Annotated in this window: 24 protein-coding genes; 22 read left to right on the top strand and 2 right to left on the bottom strand. The window is 57.4% G+C overall.

Going from position 1 to position 19869, the window contains the following annotated elements; genetic code table 11:
• The first annotated feature begins 2 nt into the window (after positions 1 to 2).
• From rpsN to bfr, 16 genes are all read left to right on the top strand, one after another.
• Complete coding sequence (gene rpsN, locus ACP7BN_RS13865) at positions 3 to 308, top strand: 30S ribosomal protein S14 (protein ID WP_007918460.1); 306 nt, start codon at positions 3 to 5, stop codon at positions 306 to 308.
• 209 nt (positions 309 to 517) lie between these two features.
• Entirely contained in the window at positions 518 to 910 is a 393-nt protein-coding gene (rpsH, locus tag ACP7BN_RS13860; protein WP_420648606.1) for a 30S ribosomal protein S8, read from the top strand.
• Between the two features lie 12 nt (positions 911 to 922).
• Complete coding sequence (gene rplF / locus ACP7BN_RS13855; RefSeq protein WP_003176412.1) at positions 923 to 1456, top strand: 50S ribosomal protein L6; 534 nt, start codon at positions 923 to 925, stop codon at positions 1454 to 1456.
• 10 nt (positions 1457 to 1466) lie between these two features.
• A complete protein-coding gene (gene rplR, locus ACP7BN_RS13850) occupies positions 1467 to 1817 on the top strand; it encodes a 50S ribosomal protein L18 (RefSeq protein WP_003186037.1) in 351 nt (116 codons plus the stop codon).
• A 3-nt stretch (positions 1818 to 1820) separates the two neighbouring features.
• Positions 1821 to 2321, top strand: a complete 501-nt coding sequence (gene rpsE, locus ACP7BN_RS13845) for a 30S ribosomal protein S5 (protein ID WP_003186035.1) — start codon at positions 1821 to 1823, stop codon at positions 2319 to 2321.
• A gap of 2 nt (positions 2322 to 2323) precedes the next feature.
• Positions 2324 to 2500, top strand: coding sequence for a 50S ribosomal protein L30 (rpmD, locus tag ACP7BN_RS13840; protein ID WP_003176408.1), 177 nt, complete (start codon positions 2324 to 2326; stop codon positions 2498 to 2500).
• A gap of 3 nt (positions 2501 to 2503) precedes the next feature.
• Positions 2504 to 2941: a 50S ribosomal protein L15 gene (gene rplO, locus ACP7BN_RS13835; protein WP_042561340.1), complete on the top strand. Its 438-nt coding sequence runs from the start codon at positions 2504 to 2506 to the stop codon at positions 2939 to 2941.
• On the top strand, positions 2942 to 4270 hold the full coding sequence (gene secY, locus ACP7BN_RS13830; protein ID WP_092277409.1) for a preprotein translocase subunit SecY: 1329 nt from the start codon (positions 2942 to 2944) through the stop codon (positions 4268 to 4270).
• Positions 4271 to 4297: 27 nt separating this feature from the next.
• Entirely contained in the window at positions 4298 to 4414 is a 117-nt protein-coding gene (rpmJ, locus tag ACP7BN_RS13825) for a 50S ribosomal protein L36 (RefSeq protein ID WP_002555468.1), read from the top strand.
• 129 nt (positions 4415 to 4543) lie between these two features.
• A complete protein-coding gene (rpsM, locus tag ACP7BN_RS13820) occupies positions 4544 to 4900 on the top strand; it encodes a 30S ribosomal protein S13 (protein WP_009045849.1) in 357 nt (118 codons plus the stop codon).
• Positions 4901 to 4930: 30 nt separating this feature from the next.
• Positions 4931 to 5320, top strand: coding sequence for a 30S ribosomal protein S11 (gene rpsK, locus ACP7BN_RS13815; protein ID WP_002555466.1), 390 nt, complete (start codon positions 4931 to 4933; stop codon positions 5318 to 5320).
• 18 nt (positions 5321 to 5338) lie between these two features.
• Positions 5339 to 5959, top strand: a complete 621-nt coding sequence (rpsD, locus tag ACP7BN_RS13810) for a 30S ribosomal protein S4 (RefSeq protein WP_003176404.1) — start codon at positions 5339 to 5341, stop codon at positions 5957 to 5959.
• Positions 5960 to 5981: 22 nt separating this feature from the next.
• Positions 5982 to 6983, top strand: coding sequence for a DNA-directed RNA polymerase subunit alpha (locus tag ACP7BN_RS13805; protein ID WP_003186012.1), 1002 nt, complete (start codon positions 5982 to 5984; stop codon positions 6981 to 6983).
• A gap of 42 nt (positions 6984 to 7025) precedes the next feature.
• Positions 7026 to 7412 (top strand): 50S ribosomal protein L17, encoded by a 387-nt coding sequence (gene rplQ, locus ACP7BN_RS13800; RefSeq protein WP_007943777.1) that lies wholly within the window; start codon positions 7026 to 7028, stop codon positions 7410 to 7412.
• Positions 7413 to 7653: 241 nt separating this feature from the next.
• A complete protein-coding gene (locus ACP7BN_RS13795; RefSeq protein WP_426204792.1) occupies positions 7654 to 9108 on the top strand; it encodes a catalase in 1455 nt (484 codons plus the stop codon).
• 149 nt (positions 9109 to 9257) lie between these two features.
• Positions 9258 to 9725: a bacterioferritin gene (bfr, locus tag ACP7BN_RS13790; RefSeq protein WP_420648604.1), complete on the top strand. Its 468-nt coding sequence runs from the start codon at positions 9258 to 9260 to the stop codon at positions 9723 to 9725.
• Positions 9726 to 9790: 65 nt separating this feature from the next.
• Here bfr and uvrA read toward each other — a convergent pair whose 3' ends face one another.
• Positions 9791 to 12625: an excinuclease ABC subunit UvrA gene (uvrA, locus tag ACP7BN_RS13785; protein ID WP_420648603.1), complete on the bottom strand. Its 2835-nt coding sequence runs from the start codon at positions 12623 to 12625 to the stop codon at positions 9791 to 9793.
• Positions 12626 to 12816: 191 nt separating this feature from the next.
• Here uvrA and ACP7BN_RS13780 point away from each other — a divergent pair, with 191 nt between their 5' ends.
• From ACP7BN_RS13780 to ACP7BN_RS13770, 3 genes are all read left to right on the top strand, one after another.
• The gene (locus ACP7BN_RS13780) at positions 12817 to 14214 is read left to right on the top strand and encodes an MFS transporter (protein WP_426204789.1); all 1398 of its coding nucleotides are present in this window, start codon (positions 12817 to 12819) and stop codon (positions 14212 to 14214) included.
• Positions 14215 to 14223: 9 nt separating this feature from the next.
• Complete coding sequence (locus ACP7BN_RS13775; protein WP_420648601.1) at positions 14224 to 14748, top strand: single-stranded DNA-binding protein; 525 nt, start codon at positions 14224 to 14226, stop codon at positions 14746 to 14748.
• 240 nt (positions 14749 to 14988) lie between these two features.
• Positions 14989 to 16194, top strand: coding sequence for an acyltransferase family protein (locus ACP7BN_RS13770; RefSeq protein WP_426204787.1), 1206 nt, complete (start codon positions 14989 to 14991; stop codon positions 16192 to 16194).
• Positions 16195 to 16268: 74 nt separating this feature from the next.
• Here the strand turns inward: ACP7BN_RS13770 and ACP7BN_RS13765 are convergent, their stop codons facing one another.
• On the bottom strand, positions 16269 to 16823 hold the full coding sequence (locus ACP7BN_RS13765) for a cysteine hydrolase family protein (RefSeq protein ID WP_426204786.1): 555 nt from the start codon (positions 16821 to 16823) through the stop codon (positions 16269 to 16271).
• Between the two features lie 101 nt (positions 16824 to 16924).
• Between ACP7BN_RS13765 and ACP7BN_RS13760 the strand changes: the two genes are divergently transcribed.
• From ACP7BN_RS13760 to ACP7BN_RS13750, 3 genes are all read left to right on the top strand, one after another.
• Positions 16925 to 17920, top strand: coding sequence for a GlxA family transcriptional regulator (locus ACP7BN_RS13760; RefSeq protein ID WP_426204784.1), 996 nt, complete (start codon positions 16925 to 16927; stop codon positions 17918 to 17920).
• A gap of 93 nt (positions 17921 to 18013) precedes the next feature.
• Positions 18014 to 19123: a DUF3182 family protein gene (locus ACP7BN_RS13755; protein ID WP_426204782.1), complete on the top strand. Its 1110-nt coding sequence runs from the start codon at positions 18014 to 18016 to the stop codon at positions 19121 to 19123.
• Positions 19113 to 19868 carry an alpha/beta hydrolase family protein gene (locus ACP7BN_RS13750; RefSeq protein WP_426204780.1) on the top strand — a complete coding sequence of 252 codons (756 nt, stop codon included), beginning with the start codon at positions 19113 to 19115 and terminating at the stop codon, positions 19866 to 19868. The genes ACP7BN_RS13755 and ACP7BN_RS13750 overlap by 11 nt, the downstream gene beginning before the upstream one ends.
• Position 19869 lies beyond the last annotated feature (1 nt).

The raw sequence follows: 19869 nt of genomic DNA, 5'->3' as shown, positions 1-19869 counted from the left end.
AAATGGCCAAGAAGAGCATGAAAAACCGTGAGCTGAAGCGTCAGCTCACCGTTGCCAAGTACGCCACCAAGCGTGCAGCGCTGAAAGCTATCATCGTTGATCTGAACGCAAGTCCAGAAGCGCGTTGGGAAGCTACAGTAGCTCTGCAGAAGCAACCACGTGACGCAAGCGCTGCGCGCATGCGTAACCGTTGCCGCCTGACTGGTCGTCCGCACGGCGTTTACCGCAAGTTCGGCCTTGGCCGTAACAAACTGCGTGAAGCGGCAATGCGTGGTGACGTACCGGGTCTGGTTAAAGCCAGCTGGTAATTGCTGTCAAAGCTTCGATGCTCGGGTTCGCAAGAACCTGACCATCGGTGGCCTTGAACTTGAATCAAGCCCCTTTTGGGGCTTGATTCATTTCTGGGGTGTGTCTAGAATACCCGGCTCGCCTGAGCCCGTGTTTTTACTGCCCGGAAGTTCTCGGCGACAAGTAGTAGCCGCAAGGCTAATTTTTTTGTATTAGGAGCGTCTAGCCCATGAGTATGCAGGACCCGTTAGCGGACATGCTAACTCGAATCCGTAATGCCCAGATGGCTGAAAAGGCCGTTGTAAGCATGCCGTCTTCCACGTTGAAGGTGGCTGTAGCAAAAGTCCTGAAGGACGAAGGTTACATCGCGGATTTTCAGATCACCACCGAAGCTAAACCTTCGTTGTCCATCTCGCTGAAGTACTTCGAAGGCCGTCCGGTTATCGAAGAAGTGAAGCGCGTTAGTCGTCCAGGCCTGCGTCAGTACAAGTCCGTTGAAGATCTGCCGAAAGTTCGTGGCGGTCTTGGCGTGTCTATCGTCTCCACCAACAAAGGTGTGATGACGGATCGTGCTGCGCGCGCTGCCGGTGTCGGCGGCGAAGTTCTTTGCACTGTGTTCTAAGGGGGGATAAGCATGTCTCGCGTCGCTAAGAACCCCGTTAAGCTGCCAGCCGGTGTCGAAGTAAAATTCGCAGGCCAACAGCTTTCGGTGAAGGGTGCCAAGGGCACTCTTGAACTGAACATCCATTCGTCCGTTGAGATCGTTGAAGAAGCTGGTGAGCTGCGTTTCGCTGCTCGCAATGGCGATCAACAAACTCGCGCAATGGCCGGTACCACGCGTGCGTTGGTAAACAACATGGTCCAAGGCGTAAGCCAAGGCTTCGAGCGCAAGCTCCAGCTGGTCGGTGTTGGTTACAAAGCGCAAGCAAAAGGCACGGTTTTGAACCTGGCCCTTGGCTTCTCGCACCCAGTGGATTACGAACTGCCGGAAGGCATCACCGCTGAGACTCCTAGCCAGACCGATATCCTGATCAAGGGCATCGATAAGCAACTGGTAGGTCAAGTGGCTGCTGAGATCCGCGACTTCCGTCCACCAGAGCCGTACAAAGGCAAAGGTGTGCGCTACGCGGACGAAGTCGTCCGTCGTAAAGAAGCCAAGAAGAAGTAGGGCATAGCAAATGACCGACAAAAAAGTTACTCGACTGCGTCGCGCTCGCAAAGCACGCCTGAAAATGCACGAACTAGAAGTCGTGCGTCTCTGCGTGTTCCGCTCGTCGCAGCACATTTACGCCCAGGTCATCTCGGCCGACGGCAACAAAGTCCTGGCAAGCGCCTCGACTTTGGATAAAGAACTGCGTGATGGCGCCACTGGCAACATCGACGCGGCCACAAAGGTTGGCCAGCTGGTCGCTACGCGTGCTAAGGCCGCTGGCGTCTCGCAAGTGGCTTTCGACCGCTCTGGCTTCAAGTACCACGGCCGCGTGAAAGCGCTGGCTGATGCTGCTCGTGAAGCTGGGCTGGAGTTCTAAGTTATGTCAAATAACGACCAAAAGCGCGACGAAGGCTACATTGAGAAGCTGGTTCAAGTTAACCGCGTAGCCAAAACCGTTAAAGGCGGCCGTATCTTCACTTTCACCGCGTTGACCGTGGTTGGTGATGGTAAAGGGCGCGTTGGCTTCGGCCGTGGCAAGTCACGTGAAGTGCCTGCTGCGATCCAGAAGGCAATGGAAGCTGCTCGCCGCAACATGATCCAAGTTGACCTGAACGGCACCACTCTGCAGTACGCAATGAAGTCCGCTCATGGCGCTTCGAAGGTGTACATGCAGCCTGCTTCTGAAGGTACCGGTATCATCGCTGGCGGCGCTATGCGTGCTGTCCTCGAAGTTGCTGGCGTTCAGAACGTTCTGGCCAAGTGCTACGGCTCGACTAACCCGGTAAACGTGGTTCACGCCACTTTCAAAGGTTTGAAAGCTATGCAATCTCCTGAATCCATTGCCGCCAAGCGTGGCAAAAGCGTCAAGGAGATCTTCTGATCATGGCTACCGTTAAAGTAACGCTGATCAAAAGCATGACCGGCCGCATCCCTAACCACAAACTGTGTGTTAAGGGTCTGGGTCTGCGTCGCATCGGTCACACTGTAGAAGTCCAGGATACTCCCGAGAATCGCGGGATGATCAACAAGGCTTACTACATGCTGCGTGTCGAGGGTTAATCGATGAAACTCAATGATCTGAGTCCAGCGCCGGGTTCCCGTCGCGAAAAGCATCGTCCGGGCCGTGGTATCGGTAGCGGTTTGGGTAAGACTGGTGGCCGTGGCCACAAAGGTCAAACCTCCCGCTCCGGTGGCACCATTGCTCCAGGCTTTGAAGGCGGTCAACAGCCGCTGCATCGTCGTCTGCCGAAGTTCGGTTTCGTTTCCCTGAAGGCTATGGACCGCGCAGAAGTGCGTCTGTCCGAGCTGGCTAAAGTGGAAGGCGACATCGTTACCGTGCAGTCCCTGAAAGATGCCAACGTGATCAACGTCAACGTACAGCGTGTGAAAATCATGCTGTCCGGTGAAGTGACTCGCGCTGTCACTATCGGCAAGGGAATCGGCGCCACCAAAGGTGCGCGTTCGGCTATCGAAGCAGCTGGCGGCAAGTTCGAGGAATAAATGGCTAAGCAAGGTGCTCTCTCTGCGCTCGGCAAAGGCGGTATGTCTGAACTTTGGGCTCGTCTGCGTTTTCTGTTCCTGGCGATTATCGTCTACCGAATAGGCGCACACATCCCGGTTCCAGGTATCAACCCGGACCGACTCGCAGACCTGTTTCGACAGAATGAGGGGACCATTCTTAGCTTGTTCAACATGTTTTCCGGCGGCGCGCTGGAACGGATGAGCATCTTTGCACTGGGGATCATGCCGTACATTTCGGCATCGATCATCATGCAACTGATGACCGCCGTCAGTCCGCAGCTGGAGCAGTTGAAGAAGGAAGGTGAAGCTGGCCGTCGCAAGATTAGCCAGTACACCCGCTACGGCACTGTCATCCTCGCTCTTGTTCAGGCTATTGGCATGTCCATTGGTCTGGCGGGGCAGGGTGTTGCGTTCAATGGTGACTTTGGCTTCCATTTCGTCGCGGTATCCACGTTTGTGGCTGGTGCGATGTTCATGATGTGGCTGGGTGAGCAGATTACTGAGCGCGGTGTAGGTAACGGTATCTCGATGTTGATTTTTTCGGGTATCGTCGCCGGTCTTCCGAGAGCAATCGGGCAGTCTTTCGAGTCTGCACGTCAGGGCGATATCAATATCTTCGCTTTGGTTGCCATCGGTTTGCTGGCAGTAGCGATTATCGGTTTCGTGGTGTTCATTGAGCGTGGTCAGCGTCGTATTGCTGTTCACTACGCCAAGCGTCAGCAGGGCCGCAAGGTCTTCGCTGCGCAGACTAGCCACTTGCCGCTGAAGGTGAACATGGCCGGTGTTATTCCGGCTATTTTCGCGAGCAGCATTTTGCTGTTCCCGGCTTCGTTGGGTGCCTGGTTTGGTCAGTCTGAAGGTATGGGCTGGTTGCAGGACATCTCGCAGTCGATCGCTCCTGGTCAGCCGTTGAATATTCTGCTGTTTAGTGCAGGGATTATTTTCTTCTGCTTCTTCTATACGGCGTTGATGTTCAATCCGAAAGACGTAGCGGAAAACCTGAAGAAGTCCGGTGCCTTTATTCCGGGCATCCGTCCAGGTGAGCAGTCTGCGCGCTACATTGATGGCGTTCTGACTCGCTTGACCATGTTCGGTGCTCTTTACATGACGGCCGTGTGTCTGTTGCCCCAGTTCCTGGTGGTTGCAGCAAACGTACCGTTCTACCTTGGCGGGACCTCGTTGCTGATCGTCGTCGTGGTTGTGATGGACTTCATGTCCCAAGTACAATCGCACCTCGTTTCGCACCAGTACGAATCCCTGATGAAGAAAGCCAACCTGAAGGGCTACGGCAGCGGCATGTTGCGCTGAGTACCCATAAGGTTCGAGGAGTTGGTGATGAAAGTTCGTGCATCGGTGAAAAAGCTGTGCCGTAACTGCAAGATTATTCGCCGCGAAGGTGTTGTTCGAGTAATTTGCAGCGCGGAACCGCGTCACAAACAGCGCCAAGGCTGAGTGTGATCCGCTTGAAGCCCGGCAGCTAGTGCGCTGCCGGGTTGATTATTTGTTATTACAGCGATATTATCTCGCGCCCTATTTCTTGGCTTCCGGGGCGTAGGTAGCTGTCAATTGGAGTCCCACTGAATGGCCCGTATTGCAGGCGTTAACATTCCAGATAACAAGCACACTGTTATCTCGCTGACCTACATCTATGGTGTTGGTCGCACTACTGCGCAGAAAATTTGCGCAGAGACTGGGGTAAACCCAGCCGCAAAGATCAAAGATCTGAGCGACGAGCAGATTGAACAGTTGCGTGGCGAAGTGGCGAAGTTCACCACTGAAGGTGACCTGCGTCGCGAAATCAACATGAAAATCAAGCGTTTGATGGACCTCGGTTGCTACCGCGGTCTGCGTCATCGTCGTGGTCTTCCAGTGCGCGGTCAGCGTACCAAGACTAACGCGCGTACCCGTAAAGGTCCGCGTAAGCCGATCCGCAAGTAATCGCCCACGCGAATCGACAGGAAATTAATCATGGCAAAACCTGCTGCTCGTCCTCGTAAAAAAGTTAAAAAGACAGTGGTTGATGGCATCGCCCACATCCATGCATCTTTTAACAACACCATCGTGACCATCACCGACCGTCAAGGTAACGCGCTTTCTTGGGCTACCTCCGGTGGTTCGGGTTTCCGCGGTTCCCGCAAGTCCACTCCGTTTGCTGCTCAAGTAGCTGCTGAACGTGCTGGTCAAGCTGCGCTGGAATATGGCCTGAAAAACCTCGACGTAAACGTCAAAGGTCCAGGTCCAGGTCGTGAGTCTGCTGTCCGTGCTTTGAACGGCTGTGGCTATAAGATCGCCAGCATCACCGACGTGACGCCAATCCCGCACAACGGGTGCCGTCCGCCGAAGAAGCGCCGCGTGTAATCCAGGAGATTGTAAAGAATGGCTCGTTACATTGGTCCAAAATGCAAACTCGCTCGTCGCGAAGGCACCGATCTCTTCCTGAAGAGCGGCGTGCGCGCGATCGAATCGAAGTGCAACATTGAAGCAGCACCTGGTATCCACGGCCAACGCCGCGGTCGCCAGTCCGATTACGGCACCCAACTGCGTGAAAAGCAGAAGGTCCGTCGTATCTACGGCGTTCTCGAGCGTCAGTTCAGCGGCTACTACAAAGAAGCTGCTGGCAAGAAAGGTGCAACCGGTGAAAACCTGCTGCAACTGCTCGAATGCCGTCTGGACAACGTTGTATACCGTATGGGCTTTGGTTCGACTCGTGCCGAATCCCGTCAGCTGGTATCGCACAAGTCGATCAGCGTTAACGGTCAGACCGTAAACGTTCCGTCGTACCAGGTTCGTGCTGGCGACGTGGTTGCTGTTCGCGAGAAAGCAAAAAACCAACTTCGCATTGTCCAAGCTCTCGATCTGTGTGCCCAACGTGGCCGCGTAGAATGGGTAGAAGTAGACACTGAGAAGAAGTCGGGCGTTTTCAAGAACGTTCCTGCTCGCAGTGATCTGTCCGCCGACATCAACGAAAGCCTGATTGTCGAGCTCTACTCCAAGTAAGGGCTAGAAAATAGGTGCATCCATGCAGATTTCGGTAAATGAGTTCCTGACACCCCGCCACATTGATGTGCAGGTTGTCAGTCCAACCCGCGCCAAGATCACTCTCGAGCCTCTCGAGCGTGGTTTTGGCCACACCCTGGGCAACGCGCTGCGACGCATCCTGTTGTCCTCAATGCCCGGCTGCGCAGTAGTCGAGGCCGAGATTGACGGTGTACTCCATGAGTACAGCGCCATCGAAGGTGTACAGGAAGACGTAATTGAAATCCTGTTGAACCTTAAAGGTCTGGCTATCAAGCTGCACGGTCGTGACGAAGTTACGCTGACCTTGTCGAAGAAGGGTTCGGGGGTGGTTACCGCTGCCGATATTCAGCTGGATCATGATGTCGAGATCGTTAATCCCGATCACGTAATCGCTAACCTGGCGTCTAACGGCGCCCTGAACATGAAGCTCACCGTAGCTCGTGGTCGTGGTTATGAACCAGCAGACTCGCGTCAGAGCGATGAAGACGAAAGCCGCAGCATCGGTCGCTTGCAGCTTGACTCTTCGTTCAGCCCGGTTCGCCGTATCGCATACGTGGTGGAAAACGCCCGTGTCGAGCAGCGCACTAACCTGGACAAGCTGGTTATTGATCTGGAAACCAACGGTACTCTGGATCCTGAAGAGGCAATTCGCCGCGCTGCAACCATCCTGCAACAGCAGTTGGCTGCGTTCGTCGACCTCAAAGGTGACAGTGAGCCAGTGGTTGTCGAGCAGGAAGACGAGATCGATCCGATCCTGCTTCGCCCGGTTGACGATCTGGAACTGACTGTACGTTCGGCTAACTGCCTTAAGGCGGAAAACATCTACTACATCGGTGACCTGATTCAGCGTACCGAAGTAGAGCTGTTGAAGACTCCGAACCTTGGCAAGAAATCCTTGACTGAAATCAAGGACGTTCTAGCCTCCCGCGGTCTGTCCCTCGGCATGCGCCTCGACAACTGGCCGCCTGCAAGTCTTAAGAAGGACGACAAGGCGACTGCCTGATCGTCGTAATCACCGAACGTAGTGTTTGGTAAGGAATGAACCATGCGTCATCGTAAAAGTGGTCGTCACCTGAGCCGCACCAGCTCGCACCGCAAGGCCATGTTTCAAAACATGGCGGTGTCGCTGTTCGAGCACGAGCTGATCAAAACTACTCTGCCAAAAGCCAAAGAACTGCGTCGCGTTGCTGAGCCGCTGATCACTCTGGCCAAGACAGACAGCCTGGCTAACCGCCGTCTGGCTTTCGACCGTACTCGCTCGAAAGCTATCGTTGGTAAGCTCTTCAACGACCTGGGCAAGCGTTACGCTACCCGTGAGGGTGGCTACCTGCGCATCCTCAAGTGCGGTTTCCGCACTGGCGACAACGCGCCTATGGCGTACGTCGAGTTGGTTGATCGTGCTACCGGCGGTGAAGCTGTATCCGCTGAGTAAGACGTCAGTCTGAAACGAAGAACCGGGCCTAGTGCCCGGTTTTTTGTGCCTGCAAGAAATGCGTCGCCCATACAAGCTTTGTTCATGCATCGTTCTGCACTCTATGTCTGTGGTTTGATCGTTAGTAATTTTCTATTGATGTCCGCAAGTTAATGAATTTGTGGGTGTCGCATTGATGATCAATACTGCCCACCAAGCCGATTAGCCGGCAGTTCAAAGACTGACAGAGGAAGAAGATCGCATGAGCCAAAACAAGACGCTTACGACCGCCAGTGGCGCGCCTGTCGCTGATAACCAGAATTCCCGTTCCGCCGGTCCACGTGGCCCGCTGCTCCTCGACGATTTTCATCTGCTCGAGAAGCTTGCCCACTTCAACCGTGAAAACATTCCAGAGCGCCGTGTACACGCCAAAGGCTCGGGCGCTTACGGTACTTTCACCGTTACCAATGACATCTCTCAGTACACCAGCGCCAAACTGTTTTCGGCTGTTGGCAAACAGACTCCCACCTTCCTGCGCTTTTCTACCGTAGGCGGCGAGCGTGGTTCGGCTGATACCGAGCGCGATCCACGCGGCTTTGCGCTGAAGTTCTACACCGAAGAAGGCAACTGGGACATCGTTGGCAACAACACGCCAGTATTCTTCATTCGTGACCCGCTTAAATTCCCGGATTTCATCCACACGCAAAAACGTCTGCCGCAAAGCAACCTGAAAAGTGCGCAGATGATGTGGGACTTCTGGTCGCACTCGCCCGAAGCGCTGCACCAGGTCACGATTCTGTTCTCTGATCGCGGCATTCCTGACGGCTACCGCCATATGCACGGCTTCGGCAGTCACACCTACAGCCTGATCAGCGCGCAAGGCGAGCGTCATTGGGTCAAGTGGCACTACAAGACCAAACAGGGGATCAAGAATCTCGCACCCGCAGATGCTGCACGCATCGCAGGCACTGACCCGGATTACGCCCAGCGCGATCTGTTCGAAGCCATTGAGCGCGGCGATTTCCCGAAATGGCGTGTATGCATTCAGATCATGACTGAGGCTCAAGCCGCGGCGCATTACGAAAACCCATTCGACGTAACCAAAACCTGGTCGCAGAAGGAATTCCCGCTGATCGAAGTTGGTGAGCTGGAGCTCAATCGCAATCCGCTCAACTACTTCGCGGAAGTCGAGCAAGCCGCATTCGGCCCAAGCAATATGGTGCCAGGTGTTGGCCTGTCGCCGGACCGGATGCTGCAAGGTCGCGTATTCGCTTACGCGGATGCTCATCGCTACCGCATTGGCACCAATCACCAGCAATTGCCGGTGAACGCGCCGCGCAGCCCGGTCAACACTTACCAGCGCGATGGTTCCATGGCGTTTGGCAGTAATGGTGGCGCCGCACCCAACTACGAGCCGAACAGCTACATCGAATCGCCGAAACAAGCTCCGCACTACGCTGAGCCGGCATTGGCCTTGAGCGGCAACGCTGATCGCTACGACCACCGCGAAGACACCGATTACTACAGCCACGCCGGTGCGCTGTTCCGTCTGATGAACGACGAGCAGAAAGCGTTACTGGTGAGCAACATCGCCGGAGCAATGTCGGGTGTATCGAGTGATGTAGTCGACCGCCAGTTGCAGCATTTCTACAAAGCCGATGCGGCGTATGGAGAAGCAATCGCAAAGCTGCTCAACGTACAGCTTAACGAAGTCTAAACGAGAAGCAGAACCGCCCTCATTTGGGCGGTTTTTGCGTTATTTAGGCCTCTTTTCTCGGAATATCTTCGCTTTTATTGCGCTTGGAGAGTGACCTTGCAGTCAGCTTGGTTCAAACTACAGACTTTCAAGCAGGGAGATGTAGGGCGATGCAAGGCCACCCAGACGTTATCGATTACCTCAACACGTTGCTGACCGGCGAACTGGCCGCGCGTGACCAATATTTCGTTCATTCGCGGATGTATGAGGACTGGGGTTTCACCAAGCTCTATGAACGAATCAACCACGAGATGGAAGAAGAGGCGCAGCACGCTGACGCCCTGATGCGCCGGATCCTGATGCTCGAAGGCACCCCGCGCATGCGTCCGGATGATCTTGATGTCGGCACCACGGTGCCGGAGATGCTGGAAACGGACCTGCGCCTCGAATACAAAGTTCGCGCCGCGCTGTGCAAAGGCATCGAGCTATGCGAGCTGCACAAAGATTACGTCAGCCGCGAGATCCTGCGGGTTCAGCTGAACGATACCGAAGAAGATCACACCTACTGGCTGGAAAAGCAGTTGGGCCTGATCAAGTTGATCGGTCTGCAGAACTACCTGCAATCCCACGCGTCCTGATTGCTAAAGATGTAAAAAAGCCCCGGTCACTGATGAAGTGACCGGGGCTTTTTCATGTTCGGCGATCAGTCGCGGTCGCGGATCAGCAAAGGCTTGAGATAGAAACCAGTGTGAGACTGCTTCATCTCGGCCACTTCTTCCGGCGTACCGACCGCAATGATCTGTCCACCCTTGGAGCCACCCTCAGGACCAAGATCTACCAACCAGTCGGCAGTCTTGATCACGTCAAGGTTGTGCTCGATCACCACCACTGTGTTGCCGTGGTCGCGCAGACGATGCAGAACATCGAGCAGTTGCTGAATGTCCGCGAAGTGCAGACCGGTAGTCGGCTCATCGAGGATGTACAGCGTCTTGCCGGTATCGCGCTTGGACAGCTCGCGAGACAACTTGACCCGCTGCGCCTCGCCACCGGACAGCGTCGTCGCCGACTGCCCCAGCTTGATGTACGACAAACCTACATCCATCAGCGTTTGCAGCTTGCGCGCCAGTGCCGGCACCGCATCGAAGAACTCCCGCGCTTCCTCGATCGTCATCTCGAGGGTTTCGTGGATGTTCTTGCCCTTGTACTTGATCTCAAGGGTTTCGCGGTTGTAGCGCTTGCTCTTGCACACGTCGCACGGCACGTAGATGTCCGGCAGGAAGTGCATCTCCACCTTGATCAGACCGTCGCCCTGGCAAGCCTCGCAGCGACCGCCCTTGACGTTGAACGAGAAACGCCCTGGACCGTAACCGCGTGAACGTGACTCGGGCACACCAGCAAACAGCTCACGAATAGGCGTGAACAAACCGGTATAGGTCGCCGGGTTGGAGCGCGGCGTCCGGCCGATCGGGCTCTGGTCGATGTCGACGACCTTGTCCAGATGTTCAAGACCTTTGATGCTGTCATGCGCTGCCGCTTCGAGCGTGGTCGCGCCATTGAGAGCCGTGGCGCTAAGCGGGAACAACGTGTTGTTGATCAGCGTCGATTTGCCCGAGCCGGACACGCCGGTTACGCAGGTCAGCAAACCAATCGGAATTTCCAGATCGACATTGCGCAGGTTGTTGCCTCGTGCGCCTTTGAGCGACAGCGTCAGCTTCTTGTTGCGCGGCGTGCGCTTGGCTGGCACGGCGATCTTGACCCGGCCTGACAGATATTTACCCGTCAGGGAGTCCGGATGCGCCATGACTTCGGCCGGCGTACCTTCCGCCACAATCCGTCCGCCGTGCACACCGGCACCCGGGCCGATATCCACCACGTAGTCGGCGAGGCGAATCGCGTCCTCGTCGTGCTCGACCACGATCACGGTGTTGCCTATATCGCGCAGGTGCTTGAGGGTGCCGAGCAGACGGTCGTTATCGCGTTGGTGCAGACCAATCGACGGCTCGTCGAGGATGTACAAAACCCCGACCAGACCCGCGCCGATCTGGCTGGCCAAGCGAATCCGCTGCGCTTCACCACCCGACAGCGTGTCGGCACTGCGATCCAGCGACAGATAGTCGAGACCGACGTTAACCAGAAATTGCAGGCGCTCGCGGATTTCCTTGAGAATCTTGTCGGCGATTTCGCCCCGGCGACCAGTCAATTTCAGCTCGCCGAAATACACGCAGGCATCGCCGATGGGCAGGTTGGTCACCGCTGGCAGCGTCTTCTCGCCGACCCAGACGTGCCGCGCCTCGCGACGCAGGCGAGTGCCACGGCAATCCGGACAGGCCTGATGGCTGAGGAACTTGGCCAGTTCTTCGCGCACGCTGGCCGACTCGGTTTCGCGGTAACGACGTTCCAGATTCGGCACGATGCCTTCGAACGGGTGCGAGCGTTTAACAATGTCGCCGCGGTCGTTGAGGTATTTGAAGTCCACGTTCTGCGAACCGCTGCCGTGCAGGATGAACTTCTGCTGATCGGCGGGCAGTTCATTGAACGGTTTTTCCAGGCTGAAGCCGTAGTGCGAGGCCAGCGAGCCAAGCATCTGGAAGTAATACACGTTGCGCCGATCCCAACCGCGAATCGCGCCCTCGGCCAGCGTCAGATCACCGTTGACCAGACGCTTGATGTCGAAGAACTGTTTAACCCCCAGACCATCGCAAGTCGGGCAGGCGCCGGCCGGGTTGTTGAAAGAAAACAGCTTGGGTTCCAGCTCGCTGATCGCATGGCCGCAGATCGGGCAGGCGAAGCGCGCGGAGAAGATCATCTCTTCGCCCGGCTCGTCGTCCATCGGTGCCACGAGGGCGATGCCATCCGCCAGTTTCAGGGCGGTCTCGAAGGATTCAGCCAGACGCTGCTGCAGGTCGGCGCGGACCTTGAAGCGGTCGACGATCACATCAATCGAATGCTTCTTCTGTTTATCCAGCTTCGGCAGTTCGTCGAGCTCGCAGATGCGACCGTTTACCCGGGCACGGACGAAGCCTTGAGCGCGCAGTTCTTCGAACACTGAAAGGTGCTCGCCTTTGCGCTCGCGGATCACCGGCGCCAGCAGCATCAGTTTGCTGCCTTCAGGCTGGGCCAGCACCAGGTCGACCATCTGGCTGACGGTCTGGGCTTCCAGCGGAATGTCGTGATCCGGGCAGCGCGGCGTACCGACGCGTGCGTAAAGCAGGCGCAAGTAGTCGTAGATTTCGGTGATGGTGCCGACTGTGGAGCGCGGGTTGTGCGAGGTCGATTTCTGCTCGATGGAGATTGCCGGCGACAGGCCTTCAATGGTGTCGACGTCAGGTTTTTCCATCATCGACAGAAACTGCCGGGCATAGGCCGACAGCGATTCGACATAGCGGCGCTGACCTTCGGCGTAAAGCGTGTCAAAGGCCAGGGACGACTTGCCGGATCCGGACAGGCCGGTGATGACGATCAGTTTGTCCCGTGGCAGGGTCAGGTCGATGTTCTTCAGGTTGTGGGTACGGGCCCCACGTATCAGGATCTTGTCCAAAGTGGCCTCGCTCGGCGGGCGTCGAAAACGTAGGAGTATACGGGCAAATACTGGATGGATGCACACTATCAAACAAGCAGTGAATTGCCACACATGAAGAGTGTTTCATCTGCACGCGGCAAAGCGTCGCGATATACCCTGTCTTTCGATGGGACTGGTAGAATCGCCGCCGGTTCACACGAGGTTTTTCCATGCACGATCCCCACAGCGAACGCATGAGTGGCAGCGAGACCCGCGCAGCGAGCGGTCTGGCCCTGGTGTTCGCCTTCCGTATGCTGGGCATGTTCATGGTGTTGCCGGTACTGGCGACCTATGGCATGGATCTGGCGGGAGCGACCCCGGCCCTGATCGGGCTGGCGATTGGCGCTTACGGCTTGACCCAGGCACTTTTCCAGATTCCGTTCGGGGTCATTTCCGACCGTATCGGCCGGCGACCGGTTATCTATCTTGGTTTGATCGTCTTCGCCCTCGGCAGCGTGCTTGCCTCGCAGGCCGATTCGATCTGGGGCGTGATCGCCGGCCGCATTCTGCAAGGCGCCGGCGCGATTTCCGCTGCGGTGATGGCGCTGCTTTCCGACCTGACCCGCGAACAACACCGCACCAAAGCGATGGCGATGATCGGCATGACCATCGGCCTGTCGTTCGCGGTGGCCATGGTGGTCGGGCCGTTGCTGACCCGTGCGTTCGGTCTGTCCGGACTGTTCCTCGCCACCGGCGCTATGGCGCTGATCGGGATCGTGATCGTGATGTTCATGGTGCCGAAATCCACCGGGCCGTTGCAGCATCGTGAGTCCGGTGTAGCGCGTCAGGCGTTGCTGCCGACGCTCAAGCATCCGGATCTGCTGCGCCTCGATCTGGGCATCTTTGTGTTACATGCGATGTTGATGTCGAGCTTCGTTGCACTGCCGCTGGCACTGGTGGAAAAGGCCGGCCTGCCCAAGGAGCAGCACTGGTGGGTCTACCTGACCGCGCTGCTGATTTCGTTCTTTGCCATGATCCCGTTCATCATCTATGGCGAGAAGCGACGCAAAATGAAACGAGTTTTGCTCGGCGCCGTCATGACGTTGATGCTCACTGAGCTATTCTTCTGGCAGTTCGGCGACAGCTTGCGAGCTCTGGTGATCGGGACGGTGGTGTTCTTTACCGCGTTCAATCTGCTGGAAGCTTCCCTGCCGTCGCTGATCAGCAAGGTTTCACCGGCGGGTGGCAAAGGCACGGCCATGGGCGTGTACTCCACCAGCCAGTTCCTCGGTTCGGCACTCGGCGGGATACTCGGCGGCTGGATGTTTCAGCATGGCGGTCTGTCGGTTGTGTTCCTCGGATGTGCCGGGCTGGCTGCACTTTGGCTGGCCTTTGCTGTTACCATGCGCGAACCTCCCTACGTGACAAGCCTGCGTTTGCCGTTGTCGCCTGAAGCGATTCGCGAAGCTGGTCTGGTCGAGCGCCTCAAGGCCCTTGTAGGGGTAACAGATGCAGTGATCGTTGCGGAAGAAGCGGCGATTTACATCAAATTGGACACCGAACTATTGGATCGCAGCACTCTGGAACGCCTGGTGAACAACCCGGCGCAGAATGCGTGCGAAGCCTAGGAGAACGTTATGGCCCGTGGGGTTAACAAAGTCATATTGGTCGGCACGTGCGGCCAGGATCCTGAAGTACGCTACCTGCCCAACGGTAACGCCGTGACCAACCTGAGTCTGGCGACCAGCGAGCAGTGGACCGACAAGCAGACTGGCCAGAAAGTCGAAAAGACCGAATGGCACCGCGTGTCGATGTTCGGCAAGGTTGCAGAAATCGCTGGCGAATACCTGCGTAAAGGCTCGCAGGTTTACATCGAAGGTAAACTGCAGACCCGCGAGTGGGAAAAAGACGGCATCAAGCGTTACACCACCGAAATCGTGGTCGACATGCAAGGCACCATGCAACTGCTGGGTGGCCGTCCACAACAGGGCGAGCAACAAGGCGGCGGCAACAACTATCAGCAGTCCGCTCCAGCGCCACGCCAGCAGGCTCCACGCCCGCAGCAGTCGGCACCGCAGCAGCGTCAGGCTCCGGCTCCACAGCAAGCCGCACCGCAACCAGCTCCGGATTTCGACAGCTTTGATGACGATATCCCGTTCTGAACCTGAACAGGTTTGAACCCGAAACCCCCGCATTGCGGGGGTTTCGTCGTTTTGAGAGTGTTGAAAGGGTATTGATGACCATAAGCTGACTGGCGGGTGTCGGCGATCAGCTCGATATATTTTCACCAGGAGTCTTGATGGCCGCAGCGCGCCGCTCCATGATCCGTCCGGCACTTTCGATTGCAAGATCCGGTTTCCCGCCCCAGGCAACCTGATCAATCACAAAAACAAGAGAGACCGATGAGCAGTAGCAAGAACAAGGAAATCGAGTATTTACGCGGTGTGGCGATCCTGATGACGGTGCTGGCACATAGCGCGTTGTTATTGCCGTTCCATTCAGCCTTCTTTGAAAAGCTGTTCAACGTGTACTCCCCATGGTCGGGCGTGGATCTGTTTTTCTGCATTTCAGGTTTCGTCGTCAGCAAGGCCTACCTCGACTACTTCGACAAGAACCGTGAGCAGAACCGCTTCGGCCTCGCTGCAACGTCATTCTGGATCAGGCGCGCTTATCGTCTGCTGCCAACCGCATGGCTGTGGGTGCTGATCCCGCTGGCGTTCTCGATTGTCTTCAATCAGTCGAATGCCTTTCAGTCGTGGTTCGACAACTTGCGCAGCTTCACTGCCGTCGCGACGTTCACCGGTAATCTGGCGAATCAGTACGGCGTACTGCTGGGGCCGAATTCGGTCTACTGGAGCCTGGCGCTGGAGGAGCAGTTCTACTTCATCTTCCCGCTGTTTCTGCTGCTGATTACCTCGACGCGCTGGCGCGTGATCACTTTGCTCGCGTTGATTGCCGTGCAATTTCCGCTGAATCGTGACGCGTTTGGCGCGGCTCCGGCGGGCATGCTCTTTTCGTTCCGCCTCGATGCGATGATGTGGGGCATTCTGCTGTGTCTGTTCACTCGCACAGCGTTGTACAAAGAGATCGAACCGGTTGCGCTTGGCGGCAGCCTGGTCAAGCGGCTGGCGGTCACGCTGTTCCTGCTCTACATGCTGGGGGCGATCGCTGGTCAGTTGATTGCGACACCGATTGCGGTCGGGCTGCTGGCGATCACGGCGTTGATCCTGGTCTGGCTTTCCAGTTATCAGAAGGGCTACATCTACTGCCCGGCGATCCTCAGCGGAATCGCTCAATGGTTCGGCTCACGCTCTTACGCCTTGTACGTGATCCACATGTTTGCGTACCACTTGAGCACCGAAATCTGGAGTCGTGTGGCCAGTGAGAGAGGCGTGGCGCTGGGCGCGGAGTTTAGTGTCGAACTGCTGCTGACCTCGTTTGCGATCATGGTGGTGTGCGGTGAATTGAACTACCGGTTCGTTGAAACCCCGTTGCGCCGCCGCGGTGCTGAGATTTCCCGCAGACGCATGGCCCGGATCGGGGCGTCCGAGCTGGTCAAGCAAAAGCCTTCAGCAGAAACGCCAGCCCGCTCGACCGAACTGTCGTAATCGGCGAAAGCCATAAAACCCGCAACGCCAGCACGCTGCGGGTTTTTTCATGGCTGCAGATCAGTGTTCCGGGCTCATTGGTGGGTGGCGAGAAATTCGTCGGTCGACACTACGCTGGCGTAGGCAAAGCCCAGCGCCGCCATGAATGCGGCGTGGACATGCGCTGCCGGCACGGTCACACCGTTGAACTCCAGGTCGCGAGTGGCGCAGGCATCGTGAATCACGGTAACGGTGTAGCCCAGATCCGCCGCCGCCCGAGTGATGCCGTCGACGCACATGTGACTCATACTGCCGACCACCACCAGCTCCTTGATGCCCTGCTCGTCTAGGATCGATTGCAGTTCGGTTTCGCGGAACGAGTTGACGAAGTGCTTGAGCACCACTGGCTCGTCATCGCGGTTGAGCACTTTGCGATGCAGCTTGGCGCCCTCGGAGCCAGCGATGAAAAAAGGTGCATCAGGCGAGGTGAATTCGTGGCGGATGTGTACTACCGAATCGCCAGCCTCGCGGAACGCGCCGATCAGTCGCGCGGCGTTGTCGGCGGCGGCATCGGCGCCTTCCAGCGTCCATTTGCCTTGGGGGAAGTAGTCATTCTGGATATCGACTACGATGAGCGCTTGCTTGGCCATGGGTGTGTCCTCGAATTGTTGTGCGGGTGTGGATCAAGTATTGGCCCCGGCCGGGGTTTCGAGGATTGGCCGCACCGACAATAGACAGGGGAAAACTGACAATGGCCGTAGAAACTCCCGTTGCCGAACTCGGCGTGCTGATCTATCCCGGTGCGCAGATGGCAGCGGTGCATGGCTTGAGTGATTTGTTTGCGGTGGCCAATCAGGTCGCTGCCGAGCATCAGGCGGCGCAGTTGCCGCTGCTGCGGGTCAGCCATTGGCTGGTGGAGGGCGACAATGCGCCGAAACGCGTCTATGACAGCCATCCCTGCGCGGAAACAGGCTTGGTAGCGCTGTTGATTCCTCCTTCCATCGCCGGATTTCAGGCAGGGCAAGCCTCGCCTGCGCTGATGCAATGGCTGCGCGAGCAACACGCTCGCGGCGCGACCCTCGGCGGTGTGTGCGTCGGCTCGTGGCTGCTGGCCGAAAGCGGTCTGCTCGACGGTCGCAGCGCCACCACCCACTGGACCTCGGCCAAGGCGTTTGCCGAGCAATACCCGAAGATCAAACTCAAGGCTGACACACCGATTGTCGATGACGGCGACCTGATCACCACCGCCGGGTTGATGGCCTGGTCGGAACTGGGCTTGCGCTTGGTCGACCGTTTGCTCGGGCCGAGCATCGCCAGTGGCACGGCGCGGTTTCTGGTGATCGAGCATAGCGACAGCGCGAGTGCCTGCGGCAGCAATTTTGCGCCGATCCTCAGTCACGGCGATGCCGCTATTCTCAAGGTTCAGCACTGGCTGCAAAGCACGGGTGCGACCGATGTGTCACTGACGGCGATGGCCGAACGGGCAGGGCTGGAACAGCGGACGTTCCTGCGACGGTTCCGCGCGGCGAGCGGCTTGAAACCCACCGAATACTGCCAGCATCTGCGGGTCGGCAAGGCGCGTGAAATGCTCGAGTTCACCAATGGCACCATCGATCACATCGCGTGGACGGTGGGCTATCAGGATCCGGGAGCGTTTCGCGCGATATTCAAGAAAATCACCGGGCTGGCGCCGAGCGATTATCGCAGTCGATTCGGGGTAACTCCGCCGGCCGTCGTAGCCCGATGAGCTGCAACACCGCCAATTGTGTGAGCCGCATGCCGCTGATCACGGTCTACAGTTGCTAAGGGCAACATTACTCATTCGATCACAGGGGGACGCATGACCCCGACACCGCACAGAAAACTGGTCGTCGCGCATTCGGTGCGCCCCGGCGCGCCACAGCACGAAGTGCAGACCAACAAGGCCCTGGCCCGCTGGCTGGCACAAATTCTCGGGTTGAAGTTCGGCGGCAGCTACGATGCGCAAAAGCATCGTGGGCGCGATTTGTATCTACTTCCCACGCAAACCCTGGTCGGCGCTGCCGCCGCGCAAGAACTGGGCGTGAAAGGTCCGGACGATCTGTGGGGCGGGTTTGTCGAGCATGATTTCATCTGCACCAAAGCCATCAGCCACGGTTTGCGCAGCCCTCAGGCACATGCGCCGCAAGGCTGGTCGCCGCTGTTTTCCGAGCGGGTGCGCAATGTGGTGCTTGATGGCTTGAGCGTGTTCGCGCTGGAAGATGCGCGTCCCGCCGCCGAGCATCTGTTGTCTAGCGGGCCGATCCGCATCAAACCGATCCACGCGTGTGCCGGTCGCGGTCAGGAAGTTATCAACAGCCTCGACACTTTCGACCAAGTGCTCGCCCGTGCCGATGCCGAGCAACTGTTCGCCGACGGCGTGGTGCTAGAACAGGATCTGAGTCAGGTCATCACCCACAGCGTCGGCCAGACCTTCATCGCCGATAAGGTGCTGAGTTACTGCGGTGACCAATATCTGACCAAAGACGCGCATGATGAGGACGTCTACGGCGGCTCGAACCTGCTGGTAGTGCAGGGGGGTTACGATGCTTTACTGGCGCTGGACCTGAGCGACGATGTGCGACTGGCCATTGAGCAGGCGCGAATATTCGACGCGGCAGCGGATGAAGCCTATCCGCGCTTCTATGCCTCGCGGCGCAACTACGACATCGCCCAAGGGCTGGATAGCAACGGCAAGCAGCGCAGCGGCGTACTTGAACAATCCTGGCGCATGGGCGGCGCGAGTAGTGCTGAAGTGGCGGCGCTGCAAAGCTTCGTCAATGACCCATCGATGCGTGCGATCCGCGTCTCTTCGGTAGAAACCTATATCGATCAGGCGCTGCCGGCGGATGCTATCGAGGTCTATCGCGGCCCGGCGGAAAACAGCGACTTTCTTCTCAAATACGTAACGGTCAAATCCTATGACGGCTAGAAGCGAAAGCATTCAAATCGACATTGATGACGAACAGATGAGCGGAACATTCCTCAGTCCCAAATCGAAAGTGCCGGGCGTGTTATTCGTGCATGGCTGGGGCGGCAGTCAGGAGCGAGATCTGGAGCGGGCCAAAGGCATCGCCGGGCTGGGTTGTGTGTGCCTGACGTTCGACTTGCGCGGGCACACTGGCGGAACTGGAATTCCGCTGAGTCGAGTGTCTCGGGACGACAATTTGCGCGATCTGCTGGCGGCCTATGACCGGCTGCTTTCGCATCCGGCGCTCGATACCTCGGCGATTGCGGTCGTGGGTACCAGCTACGGCGGCTATCTGGCCGCAATCCTGACCTCATTGCGCCCGGTGCGCTGGCTGGCGCTGCGAGTGCCGGCGCTGTATCGCGACGAGCAATGGCACACGCCCAAGCGCGAGTTGGACAAGGCTGACCTGCGCGATTATCGCGGCACGCTGGTACGCGCCGACAGCAATCGCGCCTTGCACGCCTGCGCGAATTTCACCGGGGATGTGTTGCTGGTGGAGTCGGAAACCGATGACTACGTGCCGCACGCGACAATCATGAGCTACCGCGCGGCGTGTCAGCAGACCCATTCGCTGACGCACCGAATTATCGACGGTGCCGATCATGCGTTGAGCGAGCCGACCTCGCAGCAGGCCTACACCTCGATCCTGGTCGACTGGATCACCGAGATGGTGGTCGGGGAGCGCTTGAGTATTATCCAGTCCTGAT

It is taken from the genome of Pseudomonas sp. TWP3-1, assembly GCF_049896625.1.
Lineage (GTDB): Bacteria > Pseudomonadota > Gammaproteobacteria > Pseudomonadales > Pseudomonadaceae > Aquipseudomonas.
This window is presented reverse-complemented; position numbering and strand designations above follow the sequence as displayed.